At 68.3% G+C, this 26,071-nt stretch carries 22 protein-coding genes and 2 pseudogenes; 12 read left to right on the forward strand and 12 right to left on the reverse strand.

From position 1 onward, the window contains the following. Positions 1 to 12: 12 nt before the first annotated feature. The 7 genes and pseudogenes from ACK41U_RS07910 to ACK41U_RS07940 form a co-directional block, all read right to left on the reverse strand. Positions 13 to 399 carry a transposase gene (locus ACK41U_RS07910; RefSeq protein ID WP_409678044.1) on the reverse strand — a complete coding sequence of 129 codons (387 nt, stop codon included), beginning with the start codon at positions 397 to 399 and terminating at the stop codon, positions 13 to 15. 10 nt (positions 400 to 409) lie between these two features. Beyond that, positions 410 to 846: pseudogene (locus ACK41U_RS07915) on the reverse strand (transposase); the annotation flags it as partial. Positions 847 to 941: 95 nt separating this feature from the next. Then, positions 942 to 1,277, reverse strand: a pseudogene (locus tag ACK41U_RS07920) (IS481 family transposase); the annotation flags it as partial. A gap of 106 nt (positions 1,278 to 1,383) precedes the next feature. Next, positions 1,384 to 1,998 (reverse strand): hypothetical protein, encoded by a 615-nt coding sequence (locus tag ACK41U_RS07925; protein ID WP_409678047.1) that lies wholly within the window; start codon positions 1,996 to 1,998, stop codon positions 1,384 to 1,386. 13 nt (positions 1,999 to 2,011) lie between these two features. Next, positions 2,012 to 2,164: an aa3-type cytochrome c oxidase subunit IV gene (locus ACK41U_RS07930; RefSeq protein WP_409678049.1), complete on the reverse strand. Its 153-nt coding sequence runs from the start codon at positions 2,162 to 2,164 to the stop codon at positions 2,012 to 2,014. Positions 2,165 to 2,216: 52 nt separating this feature from the next. Beyond that, positions 2,217 to 3,236: an MBL fold metallo-hydrolase gene (locus tag ACK41U_RS07935; RefSeq protein ID WP_409678052.1), complete on the reverse strand. Its 1,020-nt coding sequence runs from the start codon at positions 3,234 to 3,236 to the stop codon at positions 2,217 to 2,219. After that, the gene (locus ACK41U_RS07940; RefSeq protein ID WP_409678055.1) at positions 3,233 to 4,930 is read right to left on the reverse strand and encodes an acyl-CoA dehydrogenase; all 1,698 of its coding nucleotides are present in this window, start codon (positions 4,928 to 4,930) and stop codon (positions 3,233 to 3,235) included. Before ACK41U_RS07940 ends, ACK41U_RS07935 begins: the two co-directional genes overlap by 4 nt. 112 nt (positions 4,931 to 5,042) lie before the next feature. Between ACK41U_RS07940 and ACK41U_RS07945 the strand changes: the two genes are divergently transcribed. Further along, positions 5,043 to 6,005, forward strand: coding sequence for an L-threonylcarbamoyladenylate synthase (locus ACK41U_RS07945; RefSeq protein ID WP_409678058.1), 963 nt, complete (start codon positions 5,043 to 5,045; stop codon positions 6,003 to 6,005). 83 nt (positions 6,006 to 6,088) lie between these two features. Here ACK41U_RS07945 and ACK41U_RS07950 read toward each other — a convergent pair whose 3' ends face one another. After that, complete coding sequence (locus tag ACK41U_RS07950) at positions 6,089 to 7,516, reverse strand: Glu/Leu/Phe/Val family dehydrogenase (RefSeq protein ID WP_409678061.1); 1,428 nt, start codon at positions 7,514 to 7,516, stop codon at positions 6,089 to 6,091. Positions 7,517 to 7,792: 276 nt separating this feature from the next. Here ACK41U_RS07950 and ACK41U_RS07955 point away from each other — a divergent pair, with 276 nt between their 5' ends. The 4 genes from ACK41U_RS07955 (at position 7,793) to ACK41U_RS07970 (ending at position 9,772) form a co-directional block, all read left to right on the forward strand. Continuing rightward, entirely contained in the window at positions 7,793 to 8,482 is a 690-nt protein-coding gene (locus ACK41U_RS07955; protein ID WP_409678064.1) for a TetR/AcrR family transcriptional regulator, read from the forward strand. A gap of 116 nt (positions 8,483 to 8,598) precedes the next feature. Next, positions 8,599 to 9,063, forward strand: coding sequence for a hypothetical protein (locus ACK41U_RS07960; RefSeq protein ID WP_409678066.1), 465 nt, complete (start codon positions 8,599 to 8,601; stop codon positions 9,061 to 9,063). 4 nt (positions 9,064 to 9,067) lie between these two features. Beyond that, the gene (locus tag ACK41U_RS07965; protein WP_409678069.1) at positions 9,068 to 9,355 is read left to right on the forward strand and encodes an I78 family peptidase inhibitor; all 288 of its coding nucleotides are present in this window, start codon (positions 9,068 to 9,070) and stop codon (positions 9,353 to 9,355) included. An 81-nt stretch (positions 9,356 to 9,436) separates the two neighbouring features. Continuing rightward, positions 9,437 to 9,772 (forward strand): DUF2794 domain-containing protein, encoded by a 336-nt coding sequence (locus tag ACK41U_RS07970; protein WP_409678072.1) that lies wholly within the window; start codon positions 9,437 to 9,439, stop codon positions 9,770 to 9,772. A gap of 5 nt (positions 9,773 to 9,777) precedes the next feature. Here ACK41U_RS07970 and hrpB read toward each other — a convergent pair whose 3' ends face one another. Continuing rightward, positions 9,778 to 12,258: an ATP-dependent helicase HrpB gene (gene hrpB, locus ACK41U_RS07975; RefSeq protein ID WP_409678075.1), complete on the reverse strand. Its 2,481-nt coding sequence runs from the start codon at positions 12,256 to 12,258 to the stop codon at positions 9,778 to 9,780. A gap of 157 nt (positions 12,259 to 12,415) precedes the next feature. On the opposite strand from hrpB, the gene ACK41U_RS07980 reads away from it, so the two are divergent. Beyond that, entirely contained in the window at positions 12,416 to 13,786 is a 1,371-nt protein-coding gene (locus tag ACK41U_RS07980; RefSeq protein WP_409678078.1) for a YcjX family protein, read from the forward strand. Further along, on the forward strand, positions 13,783 to 14,859 hold the full coding sequence (locus ACK41U_RS07985) for a YcjF family protein (protein ID WP_409678081.1): 1,077 nt from the start codon (positions 13,783 to 13,785) through the stop codon (positions 14,857 to 14,859). The genes ACK41U_RS07980 and ACK41U_RS07985 overlap by 4 nt, the downstream gene beginning before the upstream one ends. Positions 14,860 to 14,914: 55 nt before the next feature. On the opposite strand, the gene ACK41U_RS07990 is transcribed toward ACK41U_RS07985, so the two are convergent. After that, complete coding sequence (locus ACK41U_RS07990; protein ID WP_409678084.1) at positions 14,915 to 16,408, reverse strand: MORN repeat-containing protein; 1,494 nt, start codon at positions 16,406 to 16,408, stop codon at positions 14,915 to 14,917. Between the two features lie 136 nt (positions 16,409 to 16,544). Between ACK41U_RS07990 and ACK41U_RS07995 the strand changes: the two genes are divergently transcribed. Continuing rightward, positions 16,545 to 18,203: an NAD+ synthase gene (locus tag ACK41U_RS07995; protein WP_409678087.1), complete on the forward strand. Its 1,659-nt coding sequence runs from the start codon at positions 16,545 to 16,547 to the stop codon at positions 18,201 to 18,203. Between the two features lie 284 nt (positions 18,204 to 18,487). Here the strand turns inward: ACK41U_RS07995 and ACK41U_RS08000 are convergent, their stop codons facing one another. Next, positions 18,488 to 20,095 carry an MFS transporter gene (locus ACK41U_RS08000; RefSeq protein ID WP_409678107.1) on the reverse strand — a complete coding sequence of 536 codons (1,608 nt, stop codon included), beginning with the start codon at positions 20,093 to 20,095 and terminating at the stop codon, positions 18,488 to 18,490. A 490-nt stretch (positions 20,096 to 20,585) separates the two neighbouring features. Between ACK41U_RS08000 and ACK41U_RS08005 the strand changes: the two genes are divergently transcribed. The 3 genes from ACK41U_RS08005 (at position 20,586) to ACK41U_RS08015 (ending at position 23,528) form a co-directional block, all read left to right on the forward strand. After that, positions 20,586 to 21,515 carry a L,D-transpeptidase gene (locus tag ACK41U_RS08005; protein WP_409678090.1) on the forward strand — a complete coding sequence of 310 codons (930 nt, stop codon included), beginning with the start codon at positions 20,586 to 20,588 and terminating at the stop codon, positions 21,513 to 21,515. 127 nt (positions 21,516 to 21,642) lie between these two features. Further along, the gene (locus ACK41U_RS08010; RefSeq protein WP_409678093.1) at positions 21,643 to 22,560 is read left to right on the forward strand and encodes a hypothetical protein; all 918 of its coding nucleotides are present in this window, start codon (positions 21,643 to 21,645) and stop codon (positions 22,558 to 22,560) included. 20 nt (positions 22,561 to 22,580) lie between these two features. Next, the gene (locus ACK41U_RS08015) at positions 22,581 to 23,528 is read left to right on the forward strand and encodes a lytic transglycosylase domain-containing protein (protein WP_409678096.1); all 948 of its coding nucleotides are present in this window, start codon (positions 22,581 to 22,583) and stop codon (positions 23,526 to 23,528) included. A 93-nt stretch (positions 23,529 to 23,621) separates the two neighbouring features. On the opposite strand, the gene ACK41U_RS08020 is transcribed toward ACK41U_RS08015, so the two are convergent. Beyond that, positions 23,622 to 25,814 (reverse strand): primosomal protein N', encoded by a 2,193-nt coding sequence (locus tag ACK41U_RS08020; protein WP_409678099.1) that lies wholly within the window; start codon positions 25,812 to 25,814, stop codon positions 23,622 to 23,624. A gap of 141 nt (positions 25,815 to 25,955) precedes the next feature. Here ACK41U_RS08020 and ACK41U_RS08025 point away from each other — a divergent pair. Beyond that, a partial coding sequence (locus ACK41U_RS08025) for a transaldolase family protein (protein WP_409678110.1) occupies positions 25,956 to 26,071 on the forward strand: 116 nt, incomplete at its 3' end.

A 26,071-nucleotide genomic window follows, 5' to 3' on the forward strand; every position in this document is an offset into this window, starting at 1 on the left:
TCGCTTTTAACCTTAGACATTCCCGACAGCATTGAAGTAATTCCAGCATTCGCTTGGGTCATAGAGATCGCAGATTTCGCTGATAGCTGTGAACACGGCGGGAAAGGTCCTCGCGCCGATCCTCCGCAGATGGGACCTGAGCTTTAAGAAGGCCTGCTCAATGGGGTTCAGGTCCGGCGGGCATAGCGGCAGATAGAGGAACCAACCGCCGTGACCACGCAGTGCCCGGGCTGCTTCGATGTTACGATATGTGGCCAGGTTGTCGAGGATGACGACGGTGCCGGGCGCGATCTCGGGAGCCAGCACTTCGCCGATATAGGCGGCAAAAGCAGGATCAGCCATCGCGCCTTTGATGACCCATGATGCTATCAGCGCATCCGCTGTCAGCCCTGCAATCAATCAGCGTCTGTGTCCCCCAAGCGCGCAGATAGACGCACTCATACTTCAGCGACCGCCAGAGACGCTCGATAAAGATGTTGTCGGGATAGCGGGCTTTGCCGCCCATGGAGATCTTGTTTTGGCCCGCTTCAGCCGGTCGGTCCAGTCGAAGGACGTGAACTGCGATCCCTGATTCGTGTTCATGATCTCGGGTGCGCCGAACTTGTGGATGGCCTCGTTCAACGCCTCGAGGCAGAACTCGGCCTCCAGCGTGTTCGAGATGCGCCAGGCCAGCACCTTGCGGGTGAACCCGTCCATGATGGCGACCAGATAGAGAAACCCTTTCCGCATCGGCAGGTAGGTGATGTCCGCACACCACACCTGATTTGGTCGGTCGATCCGCAGCCCACCCAGCAGATAGGGGTAGGTCTTGTGCCCCTTCGCGGGTTTGCTTGTGTGGGGCGATTCCTGCGTTTCGTCATCTCTGTTCTCCTCGTGCTCGGAGACCAGCAAACTTCAGATCGTAGCTTCCGTCACTGTCCGATTTTCGGGGGGTAGCTCAGAGAGATACCATGACGCCGTAGGCGCCGATGCAATGCCGAGCGCTTCAGATGCGGGATCGTCGGTTGCAGAGCGTAAAGGCAGTCGTCCAGCAGCAGCTATGTGTGCCGCCTAAAGGCGACGATCATCGCCGCCTCGACCACGGCTAAAACCGTTGATCGCGGTTTCGTCGGCCCGGCCTTGAGATCCCCGACAGACTGGCGCTTGCGCCATTTCGCCACCGTCTTTGGGTTGATCCCAAGCTCCCGGCTCATCGTTGCGAGCGAAGCTTGCGATCGTTGTATTGCAGCGCTGACGGCCTGCGTGGTCAGGGCGCTCCCATGACAAAACTGGCCCATAATGCTTCCCTCCATTCCTGAGAAAGGATCGCACCATCAAAACCTGGGATCAAACACCCCTAAGTCACGTTGACAAATGACGGAGCCAGAGTTCGATCGACACGCCCTATTCGGCGATCGCACGCGCGCTCTGACGGATCAGCACATCGTGGTTGTTGGCCGGATCGCCGTCCAGGTGGCGCCTGGACTGCACACCCGGCAGCGTCAGGAACCAGTTGCGCAGCCGCAGCGGCGAAAAGCCGACCGGCGCCTGTTCGAACCCCGGCACGCGCCGCAGAACCTTGCCTGATTCCACCGCGCAAAAGCTCTTTTTGGCGGCGCCGTTCTGCTCGGCGCTGCGCAGCGCCAGATCGGCGACCTGCCTGGTCACCGGCACCCGGTCCTCGGCCACCCAATAGGTTGAGCGGGCGTGGTAATCTATGTAGAACGCCTTGAAATTGTCGGTAATACCGTAAAGCACGTCGTGGCGTTCGGGAATATGGGGATGCCGCCAGCTGCCCGCAGGATCATAAATCGCCCGCTGGCTGCCATTGAACATCAGCGCTGAATGCCCGCCCTCGCCGCGCGGAATGCCGATCACCGTCAGCAGCGTGACCGAAGGAGGCTCGGTCGAGACATAGCGCGCGCGCCGGACCTCTTCGTCCGAAGCCCAGATATTGTCCGCGCCGCAAGCGGCCAGCGCCACCGGCAACGAGGCGGCCAGAAAGACACGACGCTTCATGAGCAAACCCGCCTTATGCGTTGGCCAGAGCCATAAAGATCAGCGCGGCCAGCGACAGGCCGATCACCCATGTGGCCGCCCTGATGAACCCGGAAAAAGTCTTCTTGTGCTCGGTCAGGTCCATCGTGCCCTGAGTGGCGCCGGGTTTGTTGTCGAGATCGGCCATGTCTGCCCTCCTGAAGATGTTTGCATTGCGATAGCCCATAGCGCCGGGCCTGTCACGCCCCCCACAGTACCGCACCGTCGGTTTCGCCGACCGGGCGGATCACATCCGCGCGGGCGAGGTGATTCAGATGCGCCACCGCCTCGACCAGCGCCAGCCCGAATTCGCCGTCCCCGATCTGGCGGCGATAGAGAATGTCGAAACAGCCGACCGCCGTGCGCGGCGCCTCGTGCAGGGCCTGCGTCAGTCGCTCCAGCGCGGAATGGTGGTTCTGGATCAGCTGGTTCAGCCGCATGGGCAGGCCGGTAAAGGGCAGCTTGTGGCCCGGCAGGACAAGCTGGTCACCCTGCGCCAGCGCCGCCAGCCGGGTGCAGCTTTCCAGCCACTCGCCCACCGGATCGGCCTCGGGCTCGGTCGGGTAGACCCCCAGATTGGGCGAGATCGAGGGCAGCAGCTGATCGCCCCCGATGACAAGATGATCATCCAGCGACCACAGGGTCACATGACAGGGCGCATGCCCGTGCCCCATGGCGACCCGCCAGCGGCGCGGCCCGATGGCCAGCACCTGCCCCTCGGTCAGGCGGGTATAGCCGGGCGGCAGCGGGTGCACCGTATCGGCAAAGTTGAACGGCCGTTCAGACGCGCGCCGGTCCATCAGCTCGGGCGGCATGCCCGCGCGGCGCCAGAAGGCCAGCGCCTCGGGTGAGGGGCGGTCCTGTTCGTCCAGCACCAGCATCCGCGCCATCAGCCAGGCCGTGCGGCTCATCGCCAATGTGGCGCCTTCGGCCATGAACCAGCCCGCCAGCCCGATATGGTCGGGGTGGTGATGGGTGCCGATCACGCGCCGGATCGGGCGCCCCTGCAACGGCCCGGCCCGCAGCGCGTCCCAGATGGCGCGGGTGCGGCGGCTGTCCATGCCGGTGTCGATCAGCGTCCAGCCGTCGCCATCCTCAAGCGCATAGACATTGACGTGGTCCAGCTTCATCGGCAGCGGCAGCCGCAGCCACAGAATGCCCGGCGCGACCGTGATGGCCGCGCCCTCGGCAGGCGGGGTGTCGAACGGGGTGCGGATCACGCGGCGAAATCGCCGGCAAGGGCCGCGTCGCTGATCCCCGTCAGATCGTCCAGCCCCGCCAGCGCCTCGGCCAGATCGCCCGCGTTATGGGGCAGCACCCGCAGCATGAAGACCCGCGCCAGCGCCTGATGCGAGGCGCCCCCCGCCATCGCGGCGCGCAGATGGAAATGTCCGCCCAGCACCCGCGCGAAGGCGGTGAGGTAAGGCACGGCACCCGCGAACCGCTCCGGCATCGCGCGATCCAGCAGGGCCAGCGTCGCCTCGCGCAGCGTCTCGGCGGCCTGCCACAGATCATGGGCCAGATCGGGATGCGCAGATTGCGCCGATTTGGCGCCGTCCAGCACCTCGTCCAGCAGCCGCATCGCGGCCTCGCCACCATCCGACAGCTTGCGGCCGACCAGATCCATTGCCTGAATGCCGTTCGTCCCCTCATAGATCGAGGTGATACGCACATCGCGCAGATACTGCGCCGCGCCGGTTTCCTCGACATAGCCCATGCCGCCATGGACCTGCACGCCCATATCCGCGACCCGGATGCCGACATCGGTGCCGTAAGCCTTGGCGATCGGCGTCAGAAAAGCCGCGCGGGCCGCATGTTCCGCATCGCCCGTCGCGCGCTCCATGTCGATGGCCACGGCGCAGGCCAGCCCGATGGCGCGGGCGGCGAACACCTCGGCCCGGCCCGTGGCCAGCATGCGGCGCACATCGGGGTGCTGGATGATCGGCCCCATCTGGTTGCGGTCCACCGCATAGGCCACCGCCTTTTGCAGCGCCGCCTCGGCCACGCCGACACCCTGCATGCCGACGCCCAGCCGGGCCACGTTCATCATGGTGAACATGGCGGCCATGCCCTTGTGTTCCTCGCCCACCAGCCAGCCGGTGGCGCCGTCATAGGACATGACGCAGGTCGGGCTGCCATGGATGCCCAGCTTGTGTTCCAGACTGACCACCTTGAGGGCGTTGGCCACCCCCGGCTCGCCCTGATCGTCGGGGATCAGCTTGGGCACCATGAACAGGCTGATCCCCCGCGTGCCCCTGGGCGCACCCGGCAACCGCGCCAGCACCAGATGGCACACGTTCGAGGTCACGTCGCTGTCGCCCCAGGTGATATAGATCTTCTGGCCGCTGACCCTGTAGGTGCCATCGCCGACCGGCTCGGCCTTGGTGGTCAACGCGCCCACATCGCTGCCCGCGCCCGGTTCGGTCAGGTTCATCGTGCCCGACCATTCGCCGCTGATCAGCCGGGGCAGATACAGCGCCTTCAGCGCGTCGCTGGCATGATGCTCCAGCGCCTCGATCTGGCCCTGCGTCAGCAGCGGGTTCAGCTGCAGCGACAGGCAGGCGCCCGACATCATCTCGGCCACGGCCATGTTCAGCGCCTGCGGCAGCCCCATCCCGCCATATTCGGGATCGGCCGAGACGCCGACCCAGCCGCCATCGGCAATCGCCCGGAACCCTTCGGCAAAGCCGGGCGACGACCGCAGCACGCCGTTTTCCAGCCGCGCGGGCGTCCGGTCCCCCGCCCCGTTCAGCGGCGCCAGCACGTTCTGGGTCAGCTTACCCGCCTCGTCCAGAATCGCCGCCGCCGTCTCGGGCGTGGCCTCGGCAAAGCGGTCGGTGGCCGAGACCTCGCGGAAGGGCACGACGTGATTAAGGATAAAGTCGATCTGCGCGACCGGCGCCCTGAAGCTCATCTGTTCCTCCTCCATGCGCCTTGGCATCCGGGCCCGGCGCGACTATCAACCCGTCTCAGGCGGCATCTTGGGCCGCAACCCCCTCCGGCTCAACCGAAACCCCGCGTCACGAATGCAGACCCTGCGCCTCACACCCGATGCCCCCCCCGATGCCCCCGGACTGGCCCGCGCCGCCGACCTGCTGGCGCAGGGCGAATGCGTGGCAATGCCGACCGAGACGGTCTATGGCCTCGCGGCTGACGCCTGCAACGGTCAGGCGGTGGCGCGGATCTATCAGGCCAAGGGGCGGCCCAGCTTCAACCCGCTGATCGTGCATCTCGCGGACCTTGCCGCGGCGCAGACCATCGCCCGCTTTTCGGATCAGGCCCTGCTGCTGGCGCGCGCCTTCTGGCCGGGGCCGCTGACACTGGTGCTGCCGCTCAGACCCGATGCGGGGATCGCCTCGCTGGTGACGGCGGGCCTGCCCACGATCGCGCTGCGCCTGCCCGCCCACCCGGTGGCCCGCGCGCTGCTGACCCGCTTTGGCGGCCCGCTGGCCGCGCCCTCGGCCAATGCCTCGGGCCGGATCAGCCCGACCAGCGCCGATCACGTCCTGTCGCCCGATGGCGGGTTGAATGGCCGCATCGCCGCCGTGCTCGACGCGGGCCCCTGCGCCGTCGGCCTCGAATCGACCATCATCGGCTGGCAGGACGGCCAGCCCTGCCTGCTGCGCCCCGGCGGCCTGCCCGCCGAGGCGATCGAGACCGCCCTGGGCCAGCCCCTCGCGCACCATCAGGCCGACCCCTCAGCCCCCGATGCGCCGGGCCAGCTGACCAGCCATTACGCCCCCGCGGCCCCCTTGCGACTGAACGCGACCGACCCGCAGCCGGGCGAAACACATCTGACCTTCGGTCAGCCCGGCCCGTTCAGCCTGTCCGACACGGGCGACCTGACCCAGGCCGCCGCCCGCCTCTTTGACCTCCTGCGCCGCGCCGATGCCCGACACCGCCCCATTTCGGTGGCGCCGATCCCCGATCACGGCCTCGGCGCCGCCATCAACGACCGCCTGCGCCGCGCCGCCGCCCCCCGGCCCTGACCATCTTCTTCACATAAATATCCCGGGGGGAATCCCGGCACGGGATGGGGGGCAGCGCCCCCCTCTTTGCGCCGGTGACGTCCTCACAACCCCAGCGAGTTATAGACGTTCGAGATCCGCCGGATTGCCACCACATAGGCGGCAGTACGCATGTCATGAACCCTGGAATTGTTCATCCACACCTCCTTCATCTTCTGGAACGAGGTCCGCATCGTGTCATCCAGACCCGAGCGCACCAGCTCCAGCTCGTCCGCCCCGGTCAGGAAACTCTCCTTGAAACCCTTGGACAGGGTCCAGTTCAGACCCGTATCCGCCGACAGACGCTCCAGCTCCTCGACGATCATGCGGGCGCGTGCCTCTTCGTGGCGGCGCTCCAGGCGGCCCAGACTGATCTGCGACAGGTTCTTGACCCATTCGAAATAGGACACGGTCACACCGCCGGCGTTGGCATACATGTCGGGAATAATCACGATGCCGTTCTCGCGCAGGATCTCATCCGCATCCGCCGTCACCGGACCGTTCGCGGCCTCGATGATCAGCTTGCAGCGGATGCGGGCGGCGTTGTCGGCATCAATGACGCTTTCCACGGCGGCCGGGATCAGGATGTCGCAGTCATCCTCCAGCGCGCGCAGCCCGTCCTCGGTGAAATCGCCGCCCGCAAAGCCCTTGACGCCGCCGGTCGCGCGGATATGGCCGCGCAAAGCGTCGATATTGATGCCCTGCGGGTTGCGGATCACACCGTCGCGCTCGATCACGCAGGTCACCAGAGCGCGGTCCTCGGCCGACAGGAACTGGGCGGCATGATAGCCCACATTGCCCAGACCCTGCACGACAACGCGCTTGCCCGCCAGACCGCCTGACAGACCGGCCTTGGTCATCACGTCATCATTGCGGAAAAACTCGCGCAACGCATATTGCACGCCGCGGCCCGTGGCCTCGACCCGACCGTCGATGCCGCCCGCCGTGCGCGGCTTGCCGGTGACGCAGGCCTTGGCGTTGATGTCGTCGGGATGCAGCCGCTTGTAGGCATCGGCCATCCAGGCCATCTCCCGCTCGCCCGTGCCCATATCCGGCGCCGGCACGTTCTGCGACGGAGAGATCAGGTTGCGGCGCGACAGCTCATAGGTAAAGCGGCGGGTGATCCGCTCCAGCTCGTCCTCACTCCAGGCGCGGGGGTCGATGCACAGCCCGCCTTTGGACCCGCCAAAGGGCACCTCGACCAGCGCGCATTTATAGGTCATCAGCGCGGCCAGCGCCTCGACCTCGTCCTGATTGACATCCAGCGAATAGCGGATGCCACCCTTCACGGGTTCCATATGCTCGGAATGGACCGAGCGATAGCCGGTGAAGGTGTGGATCTGACCGCGCAACCGCACCCCGAAACGCACTGTATAGGTCGAGTTGCAGACCCGGATCTTTTCCTCAAGTCCGGGGGACAGCTCCATCAGACCGGCAGCATGCGAGAACATGCGATCGACGGAGTCGCGAAACGAAGTCTTGGTGACGGCCATGGCTGCTTTCCTCCTGAAGATGACGCCCGGATGCGCCTGCGTCCCAAGCTAGGACAGCGCCGCAGGAACTGCCACCGCCTTGGGCAATCGCGGCTGCAAATCGTCACCGCCGCCGCCCGCCCCCGATCCGTCATCCAACAGGTTCCTGCACACAAGCATATTGAACAATTCAACTTTTTTGTCGGCACGACATGAAAAATGAAACCGGGGCGGGGCGAAACACATTAAAGGATACGATCTGTTTCATGACTTCAGGTTTCAAGGGTAGCGCGTCACATGAGAGACACCAACGACACACGGGCCATCAATCGCGGACGCAAGTTCGATCAGGTGCGCGAGGGCGCATCCGAGGTTTTCCTGCGCGACGGCTATGCCTCGGCCAGCGTGGACGACATCGCGCGCGCGGCGCGCGTCTCCAAGGCGACGCTTTACAGTTACTTCCCCGACAAGAACCTGATGTTTCAGGCGGTGCTTGACGCCACGATGACAACGGCTTTCGGAACGGCCCCGTTTCAGATCGACGCCGATGTCCCGGCCCGACCCGGACTGGAACAGGCACTGCGGCAGTTCGGCGACTGGCTTCTGGACCCCGTGGTGCTGCAGCTGCACCGGATCATGCTGGCCGAGGCGGGGCGTTTCCCCGACCTTGCCCGCAGCTACCGCATGCAGCGCGATGCTGCCGTGCTGGCGCCGCTGGCCCGGCAGGTCGATCTGTGGGCGACGCGCGGCGACCTGCACTGCGACGACAGCGCACGGCTGGCGCGGCAGATATACGCCCTCTTTGCGGCGGATCTCCAGCAGGCCGCGTTGCTGGGCGAGTCGGCGGCCATCACCCCCGACGAGATCGGCACCCTTGCCCGGACCACCGCAGATCTGGTGCTGCGCGCCCATGCGCCCGCAGACAAGGCCGCAGACGGGGCCGCAGACAAGGCCGCAAGCGCTGCCGACGAGCCGGGATGCCTGTGACATTCCTGCTATGATGGAAACGTGATCTTGCGCCCCGCTTCTCAAACCGGGCGCAAGTCCCTAGCATCGGCGCCGGGACAAGCCCGGATCAACCGGCGCCGCAGGGAGCAGTCAGCATGACAAGAACCGCACTACTGGCAATGATGGGTCCGCTGGCCCTTGCCGGTTGCATGATGCCAGTCAGCCGCATGCCGCCCACGTCACCTGTCGCAATCGCGCCGATGGCACAGCCCGCCGCGGCCCAGCCCGCCTATCCCCAGCAACCGATGGCGGCGCCTGCGGCCTGGCCCATGGCAGGCGCACCGGCGCAGACGGTGCCCGGCCTGCCACCCAGCACCGAACCTGCGCCCACGGCCACCCGGGGCATCGCCGGTCTGCAGGAGCGTAAACCCGATCTTTGCAAAGCTGAAACTTATGCCACCTCCATCGGGCAACCGGGCAGCACGGTCCCGTCCCTCGGCATCACGCGCAGCTATCGCGTGGTGGACTACCGCGGCATCGAGCCTCAGGAATACGTCCCCGACCGGATCGTGTTCCGCCTTGATGCGGCGGGCAACATCTCGACCATAGATTGCGGATGATCCCATGACCAAGACAGCCTTCCTGACCGCCCTTGGCGCTGCGGCCCTTCTTGCCGCCTGCGAGCCGCTTCCGGCGCCGCCTGCCCCCGACGCACCTGCCACCGATGAATGCGGCGCGCAGGGCTATCAGGGCCTCATCGGCCAGCCGCGCGCGGCACTGGCGGCGATGACCTTCCCGGTCGGCACCCGCGTCATCGGCCCCGACGACGCCGTGACTGCCGATTTCCGGCCCGAACGTCTGAACATCGAATACAGCCGCAACGGCCGGATCGACAAGATCAGCTGCTATTGAGATCATGCCGGGGGCGGCGCGCCGCCCCCGCAGCCTCGTTTTCACGTTGCCTTGCCCCGCAGGCGGTGTCACCATTCCGTCATGTCGCACGCCACCCCGACCCCCGCCGCACAGCCCGACCGCGTGACGTTCGACCGGCGCGAACTGGCGCTGATCCTGACGACCTATGGCCGTTTCGTGGCAGCGGGTGAATGGCGCGATTACGGCATGTCCTTCCTGCGCGAGGCGGCGGTGTTCAGCGTCTTCCGCCGCGCCGCCGAACACCCCATCTACCGCATCGAGAAACGCCCCCGCCTGCGCGCCGCTCAGGGCGCCTATGCGGTGATCGCCATGGACGGCCAGATCCTTAAGCGCGGGCATGATCTGGCGCAGGTGCTGCGGGTGCTGGACCGCAAGCTGATCCGCGCGCTGGACTAGGCCCCTCAGGTGCCGCGAGGCTTGGCCCGCACGGTCGGCGCCGCCTCGGTCGGGTCCTCGGGCCAGGGATGGCGCGGATAGCGGCCGCGCATGTCCTTGCGCACATCGGCATAGGAACTCGCCCAGAAGCCCGGCAGGTCCATGGTCACCTGCACCGGCTTGCCCCCCGGCGACAACAGCGCGATCCGCAAGGGCCGCCCGCCGACCGAGGGGTGCCGCACCACCCCGAACAGCTCCTGCAACCGCAGCTCAATGGATGGCTCATCGCCCGCATAGTCAATCGGCACCTTCCGCCCCAGCGGCGTGACGAAATGCGCCGGCACCTCGCGGTCCAGCCGCGCCAGACCGTCCCAGCCGATGCGCGCCCGCAGCGGCTCGACCAGATCCAGCGCCCGCAGATCTGACAGGCTGCGCGCCCGGCCCAGCCATGGCAACAGCCAGCCGCCCTCGGCCAGCAGACCTGCATCATCGACCGGCCCCAGATCCGGCAACAGCGCAATCCGCGCCCGCAACCGCGCCGCAGCCGCACTCCAGCGCAGCCCGTCCAGCCGCAGCCCCTCCAGCGCGGCCCGCGCGACATCCTCCTCCGACGCCCCGCTCCAGACCCGGTCCGACAGCACCAGCGCCCCCAGCCGCTCCTGCACACGCGCCAACACCCGGCCCTCACGCCGCGACCATTCGCACAGCCGGACCTCGGCGATGCCCGCGCCATGCACCGCCCGCAACCCCGCCTCGTCCAGCCGCGCCGCCAGCCGGATGCGCGCCTCGCGCTGATCGCCGTCCAGATCCACCGCCACGACAAACCGCGCGCGCCCCATCTCATCGCCCACCGGCAGGACCGCGCCCTTGCCGCCCGACAGCACATAGCGCGGCTCATCCCCCTTCCGCCGCATCCCGATCCGGTCAGGATAGGCCAGCGACGCCAGCGCGCCCATCGCAAAGGCCCGCCCTTCTTCTTCACGCAAATATCCCCGGGGGGGTCCGGGGGGGACAGCGTCCCCCCCGGCGTCGCGGGACGCAACCATGCGCCGCAGCCGCACAGCCTCGTGCCGCAAGCGTTCCACGCCCTGCCGGTTCACCTCATAGGGATGGCGCGCCGCAAACCGCGCCGGATCGCGGATCGCCTCCAGCCGCAGCGCCAGATCGACCGGCGCGCCCCGCAACGGATCGCGATCCGACAGCAGCGCGGCCAGCGGCGCGGCCTCCGGCCCCGCCACCGCCAGCATATGCGCCAGCCGGGGATGCAGCGGCAGCCGCAGCAGCACCCGGCCATGGCCGGTGATCCGGCCCGCACCGTCCAGCGCCCCCAGCCCCGCCAGCAGCGACCGCGCCTCGGCCAGCGCGCCCTCGGGCGGCGGCGTCAGAAAGGCCAGATCGCCCGGCCCGGCCCCCCATGCCGCCAGTTCCAGCGCCAGCCCGGTCAGATCGGCGACGGTGATCTCGGGTGGCGCAAAACCGGGCAGCGCCCCCTCCTCGGCCCGCGCCCACATCCGGTAGCAGATCCCCGGCGCGACCCGGCCCGCGCGCCCGCGCCGCTGATCAGCCTCGGCGCGGCTGACCCGCTCGGTCACCAGCCGCGACATGCCGCTGCCGGGATCGAAGCGCGCCCGGCGCGCCCGGCCTGCATCCACCACCACCCGCACTCCGGGAATGGTCAGCGAGGTCTCGGCAATCGCGGTCGCCAGCACGATCCGCCGCACGTCCCCCGGCGCCGACAGCGCCGCCCGCTGCGCCGCGGCGGGCAGCGCGCCATACAGCGGCAGCACCTCGCAGCCGCTGCCCGACAGCAGACCCGTCACCCGCCGGATCTCGCCCTCGCCGGGCAGGAATGCCAGGGTCGTGCCGCCGGTCGCGCGGGTCTCGGCCTCGGCGCGCAGGATCAGGCGGGCGGCCTCATCGACCAACCGGATGCCTGCGGGCAGGGGACGGTCCAGCCAGCGCGTCTCGACCGGAAAGGCCCGGCCCTGCGATTCCACCACCGGCGCATCGCCCAGCAGCGCCGCCACCGGCCCGGCATCCAGCGTGGCCGACATGACCAGCACCACCAGATCCTCGCGCAGCGCCCCCCGCGCCTCCCAGACCAGCGCAAGGCCCAGATCGGCGTTCAGACTGCGCTCGTGGAACTCGTCAAAGATGACGCAGCCGATCCCCTCCAGCGAGGGGTCAGACTGGATCATCCGGGTCAGGATGCCCTCGGTCACCACCTCGATCCGCGATCCCGGCACCGACTCGCCCCGGATGCGATAGCCGACACGGCCGCCCACCGCCTCGCCCAGGGTGTCGGCCATCCGCTCGGCGGCGGCGCGGGCGGCAAGACGGCGCGGCTCCAGCATCAGGATGCGGCCCCGGATCTGGTCCATCAGCGCCAAGGGCACCCGCGTCGTCTTGCCCGCACCGGGCGGCGCCACCAGCACCGCCCGCCCATGCCGGGCCAGCGCCTCGCGCAGGGCAGGCAGCGCGTCTTCGATGGGCAGATCATCACTCATGCCGCCTGATAGCGCGCCCGCACGCCCCAGCACAATCGCAACCGGGATGGCGGCGGCACCGCAGATGGCTGCACGGGCCCGCTACACATCCGGCGGCTGCGGACCTATCTTGCCACAGCGGCGTTGAATGACGCGGCACAGGGCAGCAGGGACAGACATGGGTATCGGCAGCGACGTGATGGAGGGGCTGGGCCTCGGCGACCCGGTTGTGCGGATCGGCGTCACCGGTCTGTCACGCGCGGGCAAGACGGTGTTCATCACCTCGCTGGTGGCCAACCTGCTGGAGCGCGGCCGCATGCAGGCCCTGCGCGCCGCCAGCGACGGGCGGCTGCGGGCGGTTTGGCTGCAGCCCCAGCCCGACGACACGATCCCGCGCTTTGACTATGAACGCCATCTGGCCGCGGTGACCGGCCCCGACCCGCACTGGCCCGACGGCACCCGCCATGTCAGCCAGCTGCGGCTGTCGATGCGCCTGCAGGGCAGCGGGCTGCTGTCGGGGCTGCGGGGTGCGCGCAACCTGCATGTGGATATCGTCGATTATCCGGGCGAGTGGCTGCTGGACCTGCGCCTGATGGAGCGTGATTTTGCCACATGGTCCGACGAGGTTCTGGGCCGCATCACCGGCCGCCCCGGCGCCGACCGGTTTGCCGCCGCGTTGTCCGCGCAGGACCCCGCCGCCTCATTCAACGAACCGCGCGCGCAGGATCTGGCGCAGATCTACAGCGCGCATCTGACTGCCGCCCGCGCGGCGGGCTGGTCGGACTGCACGCCGGGCCGCTTTCTGATCCCCGGCGAGCTGGCCGGATCGCCCGCGCTGACCTTCGCGCCGCTGCCCCCGGATCTGCGCGAGGGCAAGCTGGGCCGCGAGTTCCGCCGCCGCTTTGACGCCTATAAATCGCGGGTGGTGCGGCCCTTTTTCCGCGACCATTTCGCCCGGATCGACCGGCAGGTGGTGCTGGTCGATGTGCTGGGCGCGATCCATCGCGGCCCGGCAGCGGTCGAGGATCAGCGCCGCGCCATGGCCGATGTGCTGTCGGCCTTCCGCCCCGGCCGGGCGGGCTGGCTGGCACAGCTTCTGGGCACAAGGCGGGTCGAGCGGATCCTCTTTGCCGCCACCAAGGCCGACCACCTGCACCACAGCCAGCACAACCGCCTGACCGCGATCCTGTCGGCGATGCTGCGCGAGGCCCGCGACCGCGCCGATTTTCAGGGCGCCCGGACCGAGGCCATATCCATCGCCGCCCTGCGCGCCACGACCGAGGACGTGATCACGCAGGATGGCGAAGACCTGCCCGCCGTGCGCGGGCGGCTGCTGGACGGGCGCCGCGCCGCGTTCTATCCGGGCGAACTGCCTGCCGATCCGGGCCAGTTGCTGCATCCCGCCCGGCAGGGGGCGGCGGCCTGGCTGGATGCCGATTATGCGATCATGGATTTCGCCCCCGCGCCCCTGACCCTGCGCCCCGGCGACGGCCCGCCCCATATCCGGCTGGACCGCGCCGCCGAATTCCTGATCGGAGACCGCCTGTGACCGACGACACCCCCCGCCGGCGCGGCCCGGTCCTGATCAGCCTGCCCGACGAACCCAAGGCCCGCCCCGACGCGGCCTCGGCCGCGCGCACCAACCCCGCCGATGCGCCGCCGGTCGATGCCGCCGACCCGGCCCTGCCGCGCCCGCGCACGATGGAGATGGTCACGCGGCTGGTCGGCGCCCGCCCCTCGCGGCTGACGCGGCTGTTTCTGGGATCGGGCGCGGCGCTGGTCAGCTTTCTGGTGGCGGTCGCGGCGCTGGATTTTGTCGACCGGCTGCTGACGAGCTATCCGCTGCTGGGCTGGATCGCGACGGCGCTGTTTGCCGCCTTCACGCTGGCCGCACTTGGGATGGCCTTTCGCGAATGGTGGGGCTGGCGGCGCTTTCGCAAGATCGACGCGATCCAGCGGCAGGCGGGGGCGGCGCTGTCCGACGACAGTTTCGACAGCGCCCGCGCCGTCACCGATCAGCTGGTCGCGCTCTATGCCGATCGCCCGGAACTGGAATGGAACCGCCAGCGGCTGGCCGAGCGTCGCCCCGACATGTTCGACGCCCGCGCGCTGCTGACGCTGGCGGAAACCGAACTGCTGGCCGGGCTGGACCAGCAGGCCCGGCGCGAGATCGAGGCCGCCGCCCGCACGGTCGCGGCCACCACCGCGCTGGTGCCGCTGGCGCTGGCCGATGTCGCGGCGGCGCTGGCGGCCAATCTGCGGATGATCCGCCGCATGGCCGAGATCTATGGCGGGCGGGCGGGCGCAATCGGCGGCTGGCGTCTGGCGCGCACGGTCATCACCCATCTGATCGCCACCGGCGCCGTCGCTGCGGGCGACGATCTGGTTCAGACGGTCGCAGGCGGCGGCGTTCTGGCCAAGCTGAGCCGCCGCTTTGGCGAGGGGCTGGTGAACGGCGCCCTGACCGCCCGTGTCGGCATCGCCGCGATGGAGGTCTGTCGCCCGCTGCCCTTCATGGTGCAGCCGCGTCCCCGCGTGGGCAACCTGCTCAGCCGGGGTCTGCGCGGCCTGTTCGGATCGGCCCCCGAAGAGACCCGCCCCGACAGTGATCGCACGACCTGACTGCGACGCCGCTGTCAGGTCCTCACGATCCGGTCAACTGCCCGCATGCGCAGTCTCAGGGCAGGTCCGCACCGCCCTCGGCGGGCATCTCGGGTGCCTCGGCCTCGGGGGCGTCATCTGGCGCATCATCGGCAATGACCTCGCCCGGCGCGGCTTCGATCAGCCGGTTGTCTTGCCAGCGCCCGGATGCGACCTGCCCGGTGGCATAGCGCATCACGCCCTGCCCCTGACGTTTGCCGGATTCAAAGTTGCCCTCGTAGCGGTCACCATTGGCATAGGTGGCGACGCCTGCGCCGTGGATCTCGCCGCCCAGCCAGCCACCTTCATAGATGAACCCGTCGGGAGAGGTCAGACGCCCCTGCCCTTCGCGCAGCCCGTTGACGAAATCGCCGGTATAGACCGTGCCGTCGGCATAGGTCGCCTGCCCTTCGCCATGGCGCTGACCATCGGCCCAGGCGCCGGAATAGACATACCCGTCGGGATAGGACATCCGCCCCTGCCCGTGATTGCGCGCATTGCGAAAGCTGCCCTCATAGACCATGCCATCGGCATAGACGGCCCGCCCCTCGCCCTGAATCACGCCCTCGGACCATGCGCCCTCATAGGTCGAGCCGTCGGGATAGGTGATCTGGCCGGTGCCATGGGGCCGGTCGGCGCGCATCTGGCCCAGATAGACCGAGCCATCGGGATAGGTGATCCGTCCGCGCCCCTCCATCCGGCCCTCGGCCCATTCGCCGAGATAGACAAAGCCGTCCGCGCCGGTGAACGTGCCCTGCCCGTGGCGGCGGTCATTGCGGAATTCGCCGTCATAGGTGTCGCCATTGGCATAGGTCGCCACGCCCTGCCCCTGACGGCGCCCGGCCTCCAGCTGACCCTCGAAGCGGTCGCCATTGCCCTGCACCAGAACGCCGCTGCCCGACATCTGGCCCGCAGCCCAGACCCCGTCATAGGTCAGCCCGTCAGCCATCACCAGCTTGCCCCGGCCCGCCCGCTGACCGGCCAGCATGCCGCCCTCATAGGTGGCGCCGTCCGGATAGGTGATGCGGCCCTGCCCCTGCTTGACGCCCGCCTGCCAGTCGCCCTCATAGCGGTAGCCGTTGGGCTGGGTCAGCACGCCGGTGCCCTCGTGCAGGCCCTTGGCGAACTGCCCCTCATAGACCGAGCCGTTGGCATAGCGCGCGACGCCCTGGCCGGTCATCTCACCCGCGACCCAGTCGCCCTCATAGGTGCCGCCATCGGCATAGGTGATCAGCCCGCGCCCCTCGGGCTTGCCGCGCACGAACTGGCCCTCATAGACCGAGCCGTTGGGAAATTCCGCCCGGCCCTGACCCATGATCTGGCCCTCGACCCAGTCGCCCTCATAGCGATAGCCGTTGGGCAGCGAATAGGCGCCCTGCCCGTGCTGCAACCCGTTGCGGAACGTGCCTTCATAGACACCGCCATCGTCATACTGCCGCGTGATGACCTGCGCACCGGCATCCGCCGCCATGCCCATCAGCGCCAGCGCCACTGCGCCCGCAACCGTCACTGCCCGAGTTGCCGCCTTCATCGCCTGTGCCCCCGGCCTTTCGCCATTGTCGCATTTTGCAACAGCCATACCGCAGAGGCGCCGCCGAGGCAAAGCCCGTCTTTTCCTCGCCCCCCCGATCCTCTATCCCGAGGGGGACGCGACAGGGGATCAGACCATGACCGACCGTTTCCGCCTGACCATCGGCCAGCTGAACGCCACCGTTGGCGATCTGGCAGGCAATGCCGGCCGCGCCCGCACCGCATGGCATGAGGCACGCGAGGCCGGCGCCGACATGCTGGCCCTGCCCGAGATGTTCATCACCGGCTATCAGACGCAGGATCTGGTGCTGAAACCCGCCTTCACGCGTCAGGCGATGGAAACGATCATGGAGCTGGGCGCCGCGCTGACCGGCGGCCCCGCGATCGGCATCGGCGGACCATGGGCCGAGGGCGGCAAGCTGTATAACGCATGGTGGGTGTTCCGTGACGGCGCGCTGGTGGCCCGCGTGCTGAAACACCACCTGCCCTACAAGCAGCTGTTCGACGAATTGCGCCTGTTCGACAGCGGCCCGATCAGCGGCCCCTATCCGGTCGGTGCGGCCCGGATCGGATCGCCCATCTGCGAGGACAGCTGGTATCCCGACGTGGCCGAGACACTGGCCGAAACCGGGGCCGGGATCCTGATCGTGCCCAATGGCAGCCCCTATCACCGCGAGAAACTGGACCTGCGCATGGGGCATATGGTCGGTCGCGTGGTCGAGACCGGCCTGCCGCTGGTCTATCTGAACATGATCGGCGGGCAGGACGACCAGATCTATGACGGCGCCAGCTTTGTGCTGAACCCCGGCGGCCACAAGGTCGTGCAGATGCCCGCCTTCGAAGAGGCCGTCGTCCATGTCGATTTCACCCGGACGGCGGAGGGCTGGCGGGCCGAGCCGGGCCTGATGGCGCCGCAACCCGACGCATGGGAACAGGACTATCAGGCGATGATGCTGGGCCTGCGCGATTACCTGCGCAAATCGGGCTTTTCGAAGGTGCTGCTGGGCATGTCGGGCGGCATCGACAGCGCATTGGTCGCCACCATCGCCTGCGACGCGATCGGCCCCGAGAACGTCCGCTGCGTGATGCTGCCCTCGGAATATACCTCGCCCGAAAGCCTTGAGGACGCGGCCGATTGCGCCGCCCGTCTGGGCGCGCGGCTGGACACGGTGCGCATCGACGGCGCCCGCGACGCGGTGGAGGGCGCGCTGGCCCATCTGATGGAGGGGACCGCGCCCGACATCACCGAGGAAAACATCCAGTCCCGGCTGCGCGGTGTGATGCTGATGGCACTGTCCAACAAGTTCAGCGAGATGCTGCTGACCACCGGCAACAAATCCGAGGTCGCAGTCGGCTATGCCACCATTTATGGCGATATGGCGGGCGGCTATAACCCGATCAAGGATCTCTACAAGACGCGGGTGTTCCGGACCTGCCGCTGGCGCAACCAGAACCATCGCGACTGGATGCTGGGCCGCGCGGGCGAGGTGATCCCGCCCCGGATCATCACCAAGCCCCCCTCGGCCGAGTTGCGCCCCGACCAGAAGGACGAGGATTCGCTGCCCCCCTACGAGGTGCTGGACGCGATCCTCGACGGGCTGGTGGAACAGGATCTGTCGCTGGCCGATCTGGTGGCGCAGGGGTTTGACGAGGCCACGGTCCGCAAGGTGGAAACGCTGCTCTATGTCAGCGAATGGAAGCGGTATCAGGCCGCGCCCGGCCCGCGCATCTCGACCCGCGCCTTCTGGCTGGACCGTCGCTATCCGCTGGTCAACCGCTGGCGCGACCGGCTGTGAGGGCGCAGGGGGGCGCTGCCCCCCGTCCCCGTGCCGGGGACTCCCCCCGGGAAATTTGACGACCAAAGCAGGACTGGCGCCAAGAGAACACCCTGCCTGCCGGGGATCGCTCCAGCGTCAGACAGGGTGCCTGCTTCGGTCACGGTCATCGGCGTCCCCGCCTGTACCGTAGGGCCAGGCTGAACCATAAAAGCTAAGATAGTCTTAAGCCTGCATTGGTCCCCAAATATCCTCGGGGGTCCGGGGGTGAAACCCCCGGCCTGCCATCCGCAGACAGGCCGGGTTCAGGGAATCTCGATCTTGCCGATCAGCGGCACATCATCCTGCGGGGTGACGCTGTGGCGTTCAATCATGCGGTGCACCTGCGGATCACCCTCGCCGCGATGCAGGGCGCGCAGGGTCTGGGTCACCTCGGCATCGCTTTTCGTGCGGCGCAGGTTGTGTCGGACATATTCGTCCCAGGTGGCGATGTGGTAGCTTTCAGTCCAGTGATCGGGATGTTCCAGATCGCGCAGAAGCGCCCAGTTGCGGGCGCCGTCGCGGCGGCGGATATTGCGGCGCTGCTGCATCAGGCGCAGGAATTCCGGCACGTCCTGCTGGTCGATCAGGTAGTCCACCATCACCATGATCGGCCCCGACCGCCCGCGCAGATCCAGCCGCAGGGCGGGCTCGCGGAACCGGTTTGCGGGGTCCAGATCGACCGTGCCGAATTCCGGCACCTGAAACCAGCGCCCCAGCACCGCCCCCGCCAGCAGCAGCAGCCCCGACCCGACCAGCGCCGTGGGCAACCCCTCGGCCCCGGCCAGCGCGCCCCAGATCCAGGCGCCCGCCGCCATCCCGCCGAAGGTCGCCGTCTGATACAGCGCCAGCGCGCGCGCCACGACCCATCGGGGCGTCGACAGTTGCACCGTCACATTGAACAGCGACAGCGCCAGCACCCAGGATGCCCCCGCAGGCAGCATCGCCAGCGCATGCAGCCAGACGGATTGCGTCAGCCCCAACAGCAGCGCCGCACAGGCAAATCCCGCGAAGGCCAGCCGCACCACATGTTCGTTGTCCATCCGCGCGCGCAGACGCGGATTGGCCAGCGCGCCCGAGATCGCGCCGATCCCATAGCAGCCAAGCAAGCCGCCAAAGAGCAGTGATCCGCCCTCGGGGTGGCTTTTGGCGACCAGCGGCAGCAGCGCCAGCACCGCGATCCCCGCAAAGCCGAACAGCGCCCCGCGCAGGATCACCCGCATCAGGTTGGGTGACAGCGCCACATAGCGCAGCCCCGCCCCCATGGCGGCCATGAAAGGCTCGGGCGTGGTCACGCGGGGTGCGGTTTGTGGGCGCCAGCGCGTCATGGCCCCCAGCAGCGGCAGATAGCTGAGCGCATTGACCGCAAAAGCCGCCGCCGCCCCCAGCGTCGCCACGATCAGGCCCCCTGCCGCCGGGCCGACGCTGCGCATCAGGTTGAAGCCGACCGAATTGAGGCTGACTGCCGCCGGCAGATCCTGTCGCGGGACCAGATCGCCCATGCTGGCCTGCCAGGGCGGATTATAGACCGCCTGCCCCGCCCCCAGCAGGAAGGTGAAAGCCAGCAGCGACCATGGGCTGAGCAACCCAGCCCATGTCACCACCGCCAGCGCCACCGACACCACCACCATAAAGACCAGCGCCGCCATCAGCAGCGTCTTGCGCGCGATCGTATCGGCCAGCGCACCCGAGGCGATCGCCAGCAGCATGACCGGCAACGTGTTGGACGCCTGCACCAGCGCGATCAGGGTGGCACTGTCGGTCAGTTGGGTCATCAGCCACGCCGCGCCGACCGCCTGCACCAGCCCGCCGAAATTCGACACCAGCGTCGCCGACCACAGGATGCGGAAATCGCGGTGGCGGAACGGCGCCATCGCGCCTGCCGGTCGTGGCGGTGCGGGCTGCGGCGGATCTGGGATCGTCGGTCGGGACACGTCTGATGCTTCCATCTGTGCGGCCACCCTAATGGGCGCCTCCGGCGGGCACAACGCCACCTCGTATCTGCGGGTCACCGCCCGCCACATTCCGCCACGCCGTCCCCGGCGCCCCCCAACGCCGCGACTGCCCCGCCCCAGCGCAGGCACACGCACAGGCGCAGGCGCAGGCAGATGAAACCAATGCACACGCCAAGTTGTTCACATGGCGTTGAAAGGTGATTTGGTGACGCGCGGGGGCCACATGCTATGCAAGTAAACGCCGTCTGCCAGCGGCGATCCACCGACCGAGGCTTGACCTGCATGGCCCAAACGGACCATGGAACAATATGCGAATCGCGCCGGAACTGTCATGGCGCTGATATATGAATTGAAGCTGCCCGGACGCATCACTGCCGACGCGTCCCATGATTGACAAGGATACGCGACGATGCGCCTCGCTTACCTCTATGCGGCGCTGGCCCTCGGGCTGGCGGCCTGCGCACCTTCACAAGAGACCACCGCACCCGTGCCCACGCGTTCAGCCGAGGTGCCGGCCATTTATCAGGCACGTCAGGATCGCGGCCCCGATGGCGAGGTGATCGCCATTCCCGCCGTGCGCGCGGCCTATCTGAATGACCGCAACCGCCGCCAGACGGTGCCCTACAATGGCAGCGAACCGGCAGGCACGATCGTCGTCGATCCCTATGCACGGGTTCTGTATCATGTGCAGCCGGGCGGTCAGGCGATGCGGTATGGCGTGGCCGTGGGCCGCGCAGGCAAGGGCTTTGAGGGCAGCGCGACCATTGCACGCAAAGCATCGTGGCCCAGCTGGCGTCCGACCGACAACATGATCCGCACCGAACCCGAACTGTACAGCCAGTTCGCAGGCGGTCTGACCGGTGGCATGCACAACCCGCTGGGGTCGCGCGCGCTGTATCTGTATCAGGGCAGCCGCGACACCTATTACCGGATCCACGGCACGATGGACCCCTCGTCGATCGGCAAGGCGACATCGGCGGGCTGCATCCGGCTGTTCAATCAGGACATCATGGACCTGTTCGAAGAGGTGCCCAACGGCACCAGCGTCACCGTGCGCTCGGAGGCAGACAGTGTTCGTGCCGAAGGCCCGATGATCGAGACGCCCGAGGGCTATGTGATCCCCGCCGCCGAGATGCAGCAGGCAACCGGGGTCGCCGCTGTTGCCCCGGCAACGGCGCCGGCGCTGGCCTCACAGCCCGTCGATCCCTATGCCCGGATGGCTGCGGCACCTGCGGCCGGCGCGTTCACCCCCGCGACGCCGCTGATGGTGACCGACCCGTTCGCAACGGCAAACGCCGGCTTTGTCTCGCCGGTCGAAAGCGCCGTGCCCGCGCGCTGAGGCTGGCAGCCGCGTCAGACAACCGGCAGGCCCCGGCGCAATCCGGGGCCTTTCCAATTGCAAAATCCTGCGTTCCTGCGCAATGTCAGCCCCGACATCCCCCTTTGCCCTGTCCGACGAGTGCGCCATGCCCAACCATTCCAAGATCGAGCAGGACCTGCTCGACCCCGAGCAACTGGAACTGATCGCACAAAGCCGCTCTCCCGCGCTTGGACGACTTGACGACGCAGAGGTCCATGACCTGCTGGACCGGTTGCGGGCCGCGCGTGACGCGGCCAAGGCCACCCCGCCGACCGACGGCCCCGGCCCCAACCCTGCCGACATGATGCGCGCCGCCCTTCGCCGCGTCGATGCCGAACGCCGCAGGCGCGGGCTTGCAACGATGCCTGAAACGGTGAAATCCGCCCCGCCCGCCAAGCACCCCCCCGCCATGCAACCCGACGACATGCCCGCCGCCTCGCCCGCCGCTGCCGCAAAACCCGCCGCTGCAGCCAACCCCAAGCTCACCCCCCCCGCAGCGACGCGGCGCAAGGCTGCGGCGTCCCGCAAGCCTGCGGGCCGCAAATCCACTGAGGCGCGCAAGACCGACTTGCGCACCGAACCGCATCGCATCAAGAAACCTCACCCGGCGGCCACGGTCGCCGAAGCTTCGGTTAACGATCACCTCCATGTTACAAGGGACAATAAAATGACCATGACTGACGCCGAGAAGGCCGCAAAGCAAGCCGCCCGCAAAGCTGAAAAAGAGACCGCCAAAGCCGCCGAGAAAGCCGCCGCAAAGGCCGAGCGTCAGGCTGCAAAAGCAGCTGAAAAAGAGGCCCGCCGCGCCGCGCGCAAGACCGAAAAAGCCGCCGAAAAAGAGGCCGCAAAGGCCGAGCGGAAGGCCGCACGCAAAGCCGAGAAGCAGGCTGAAAAGACAGGCGAGGCAAAGCCGAAGTCGAAGGAAAAGGCCAAATCCGAAGACGGCGCCGCAAAGCCTGCAAAAACCGGCAACAAGGTCAAGCCATCCGGCGGCAAAGCCGGCAAGACCGCCAAAGACAAGTAACCCACGAAAGGCCCCGGCACATGGTCAGGCGCGCGACATCCGGGCCGGGGCGGCTGCTGGCGGGGCTCTCGCTCGTGCTGGCGCTGCACACACCCCTCTCGGCGGCCCCGGCCACCAACCCGCCGCAGGGGCGCATGACCGAGCAACCCTCCGATCATCTGCGGTGCAGCGCCGATGCCCGCGACTGCATCCGCCGCGACAGCTACGTGGCGGATGTCTGCCGGGCGATCGAACGCAACGCCACCGATCACAACCTCGATCCCGCCTTTCTGGCGCGACTGCTGTGGAAGGAAAGCCGTTTCGACCCGTCGGCCATCAGCCCCGCTGGTGCCCTTGGCATCGCACAGTTCATGCCCGGCACAGCACAGCTGTATAGCCTCGACGACCCGTTCAACCCGGCGCAGGCGATCCAGAAATCAGCCTGGTATCTGCGTCAGCTGACCACCCGGTTCGGCAATATCGGCCTGGCGACGGTCGCCTATAACGGGGGCGAAGCGCGCGCCGCTCGCTTCATCGCCGAACAGTCGGGGCTTCCCTATGAAACGCTGGACTATACCGAATCCATCACCGGATTTGGCGCCCATCGCTGGCGCGACAACCCGCCCGCGCCCGGCGATCTGCGGCTGGCGCTGGCCGACGACCTGCCCTTTCGCGCCGCCTGCGAACGCATGGCCGAAAGCCGCCAGCTGCGCGAGTTCAACACCCAGCCCCGCACGTATCCCTGGGGCGTCATTCTGGCCAGCCATCCCAGCCAGTCCGGCGCCGCGCAGCAGGTCGCGCGCCTCAACCGCACCCTGCGCCCGATTCTCGATGACGGCAAACGCGTGGGCTATGTCCGCAAGCGGATGAACGGCATGCCGCAGGCCGTCTACACAGCCCAGGTCGGCTTCGAGGGCCGCACCGAGGCGCTGACATTCTGCACCCGCTTCCAGCGCCTCGGCGGCCGCTGCATCGTGCTGCGCAACTAGCCCTGCTTTGGTCGCGAAATATCCCCGGGGGGTGAGGCGCCGCAGGCGCCGAGGGGGGCAGGCAGCCCCCCTGCCCGCTCACAGAAAGCGCGGTCACAGAAAGCTCTGCGGATCAATATCGACCGCCAGCCGCAGATTGACCGGCAGCTTCACCGGCGCCAGCCAGTCGGCAATCGCGGATTGCAACGGCGCCTGACGCGGCGCGCGGATCAGCATCCGCATCCGATGCCGCCCCCGGACCCGCGCGATGGGCGCAGGCGCGGGCCCCCACAGCTCGGCCCCGATCCGCGCCAGCGGCGCCGCCTGCCCCGCCAGATGCCGCGCGAAATCGCTGACCACACCCGGATCGGGATGCGACAGGATGATCCCCGCCAACCGCCCGAAAGGCGGCATGCTGGCGGCCTGCCGGGCGGCGGCCTCGGCATCCCAGAACCCCTCATCCTCGCCCGACAGGATCGCGCGGATCACCGGGTGGTCGGGCTGATGGGTCTGCAGCAGCGCCACCCCCGGCGTCACCCCCGCCTGCCGCCCCGCGCGTCCCGCCACCTGCCGCATCAGCTGAAAGCTGCGCTCGGCGGCGCGCAGGTCGGCGCCCTGCAGGCCCAGATCGGCGTCGATCACCCCCACCAGCGTCAGGCGCGGAAAGTTATGCCCCTTGGCCACGATCTGCGTGCCGATGATGATGTCCGCATCCCCGTCCGAGATCCGCGCAATCGCTTCTTTCAGCGCGCGCGAGGACTGGAACAGATCCGAGGACAGCACCTCGGCCCGCGCCTGCGGAAACCGCGCAGCAACCTCTTCGGCAATCCGTTCGACCCCCGGCCCGACGGGCGCCAGCTTGCCCTCGACGCCACAGGACGGGCAGGCGGTCGGGATGGGCCGCGTCTCGCCGCATTGATGGCAGACGAGGCGGTTCTGAAAGCGGTGTTCCACCATCCGCGCATCGCATTGGTGACAGCCGATCTGCTCGCCACAGGCGCGGCAGACCGTCACCGGCGCAAAGCCCCGGCGGTTCAGGAACAAAAGCGACTGCTCGCCCCGCGCCAGCCGCGCCTCGACCTCGGATGCCAGCGTGGGCGAGATCCAGCGCCCGGCCTCCATCGCCTCGGCGCGCAGATCAATCGCGGCCATCTCGGGCAGATCGGCGGCGCCATAGCGCGAGCGCAGGTCCAGCCGCCGGTATTTGCCCGCCGCCGCATTCACCCAGCTTTCAAGGCTGGGCGTGGCCGAGGCCAGCACCACCTGTGCACCATTGATGGACGCACGCAGCACCGCCATGTCGCGGGCGTTGTAATAGACGACATCTTCCTGCTTGTAGCTGCCGTCATGTTCCTCATCGACGACGATCAGCCCCAGATCGCGGAACGGCAGGAACAGCGCCGAACGCGCACCGACCACCAGCCCCACCTCGCCGCGCCCGGCCATATGCCACAGCCGCCGCCGCTCGGTGCGGGTGATGCCGCTGTGCCATTCGCCCGGGCGGGCGCCAAAGCGCGCCTCGACGCGGGTAAGAAATTCAGCCGACAGCGCAATCTCGGGCAGCAGGACCAGCGCCTGACGTCCCGCACGGAGGGCTTCGGCCACGGCCTCCAGATAGACCTCGGTCTTGCCCGATCCGGTGACGCCGCGCAACAGCGTGGTGCCATAGCCGCCCGCCCGGATCGCGCCGCGCAGGGCATCGGCGGCGGCCTGCTGATCGCCGTCCAGCGGCTTGCCGGGGCGGTCGGGGTCCAGCGCCGGATAGGGCGCATCGCGCGGGGCCTCGATCTCGGCCAGCGCGCCCTGCGCCACCAGCCCCTTGATCACCGACACGCCCACCCCCGCCAGACCGGCCAGCTCGGATGCCGCGAAGCTGGCGCCGCCATGATCGGCCACGACCTGCATCACCCGCGCCCGCGCCTCGGTCTGGCGGGTGATCCGACCGGGTCCCGGCACGATCACCCGGCGGGCGGCGGGCGGCTGATCCAGATCGGGGGCGCGTGTGGCCATGCGCAGCATCAGGGGCGGCGGCGTCAGCGTGTAATCCGCCGCCCGCGTCAGAAATTCCAGAAACCGGGCATCGAAGGGCTCGGCGTCCAGCACCTTGGCGACGGCGCGCAGCTTGGCCAGATCGAAATCGCCGACGCCCTCGCCCCAGACCAGCCCCAGCACCCGACGCGGCCCCAGCGGCACCAGCACCAGCTGGCCCTGACGCACGCCGCCTTCGGGCGCCAGATAGTCCAGCACCCCCACGGGTTCGCAGGTCAGCACCGCGATCCGGGCGCGGGCGGGAAAGAATTCGGGCATCTGTCGCATCGGCTGCGATAAAGACGGCCCGCGCCGCCGACTGCAAGGGGCAACGGCGGGCAGAGGCGGGCAAAGCCCACCCTTCCGGCGCCCGGCCTTTTGCGCTATCACCGGCCCGAACCGCACGAGAGGAGCCGGGCCATGAAATTCTTCGTCGATACCGCAGACATCGCCGCCATCAAGGAACTGCACGAGTTGGGGATGGTCGATGGCGTGACCACCAACCCCTCGCTGATCCTCAAGGCGGGCCGCGACAT

This window comes from Paracoccus sp. (in: a-proteobacteria) (genome assembly GCF_046289755.1).
Lineage (GTDB): Bacteria > Pseudomonadota > Alphaproteobacteria > Rhodobacterales > Rhodobacteraceae > Paracoccus.

Coding starts and splice junctions, on each gene's coding strand:
- ACK41U_RS08000 (WP_409678107.1), bottom strand. CDS start 20,095: ATGGCGCCGTTCCGCCACCGCGATTTCCGCATCCTGTGGTCGGCGACG.
- ACK41U_RS08010 (WP_409678093.1), top strand. CDS start 21,643: ATGCCCAACCATTCCAAGATCGAGCAGGACCTGCTCGACCCCGAGCAA.
- ACK41U_RS07925 (WP_409678047.1), bottom strand. CDS start 1,998: ATGAAGCGTCGTGTCTTTCTGGCCGCCTCGTTGCCGGTGGCGCTGGCC.
- ACK41U_RS07980 (WP_409678078.1), top strand. CDS start 12,416: ATGGGTATCGGCAGCGACGTGATGGAGGGGCTGGGCCTCGGCGACCCG.
- ACK41U_RS07970 (WP_409678072.1), top strand. CDS start 9,437: ATGTCGCACGCCACCCCGACCCCCGCCGCACAGCCCGACCGCGTGACG.
- ACK41U_RS07960 (WP_409678066.1), top strand. CDS start 8,599: ATGACAAGAACCGCACTACTGGCAATGATGGGTCCGCTGGCCCTTGCC.
- ACK41U_RS07965 (WP_409678069.1), top strand. CDS start 9,068: ATGACCAAGACAGCCTTCCTGACCGCCCTTGGCGCTGCGGCCCTTCTT.
- ACK41U_RS07945 (WP_409678058.1), top strand. CDS start 5,043: ATGCAGACCCTGCGCCTCACACCCGATGCCCCCCCCGATGCCCCCGGA.
- ACK41U_RS08005 (WP_409678090.1), top strand. CDS start 20,586: ATGCGCCTCGCTTACCTCTATGCGGCGCTGGCCCTCGGGCTGGCGGCC.
- ACK41U_RS07930 (WP_409678049.1), bottom strand. CDS start 2,164: ATGGCCGATCTCGACAACAAACCCGGCGCCACTCAGGGCACGATGGAC.
- ACK41U_RS07940 (WP_409678055.1), bottom strand. CDS start 4,930: ATGAGCTTCAGGGCGCCGGTCGCGCAGATCGACTTTATCCTTAATCAC.
- ACK41U_RS08020 (WP_409678099.1), bottom strand. CDS start 25,814: ATGCCCGAATTCTTTCCCGCCCGCGCCCGGATCGCGGTGCTGACCTGC.
- ACK41U_RS07990 (WP_409678084.1), bottom strand. CDS start 16,408: ATGAAGGCGGCAACTCGGGCAGTGACGGTTGCGGGCGCAGTGGCGCTG.
- ACK41U_RS07955 (WP_409678064.1), top strand. CDS start 7,793: ATGAGAGACACCAACGACACACGGGCCATCAATCGCGGACGCAAGTTC.
- ACK41U_RS08015 (WP_409678096.1), top strand. CDS start 22,581: ATGGTCAGGCGCGCGACATCCGGGCCGGGGCGGCTGCTGGCGGGGCTC.
- ACK41U_RS07995 (WP_409678087.1), top strand. CDS start 16,545: ATGACCGACCGTTTCCGCCTGACCATCGGCCAGCTGAACGCCACCGTT.
- ACK41U_RS07950 (WP_409678061.1), bottom strand. CDS start 7,516: ATGGCCGTCACCAAGACTTCGTTTCGCGACTCCGTCGATCGCATGTTC.
- hrpB (WP_409678075.1), bottom strand. CDS start 12,258: ATGAGTGATGATCTGCCCATCGAAGACGCGCTGCCTGCCCTGCGCGAG.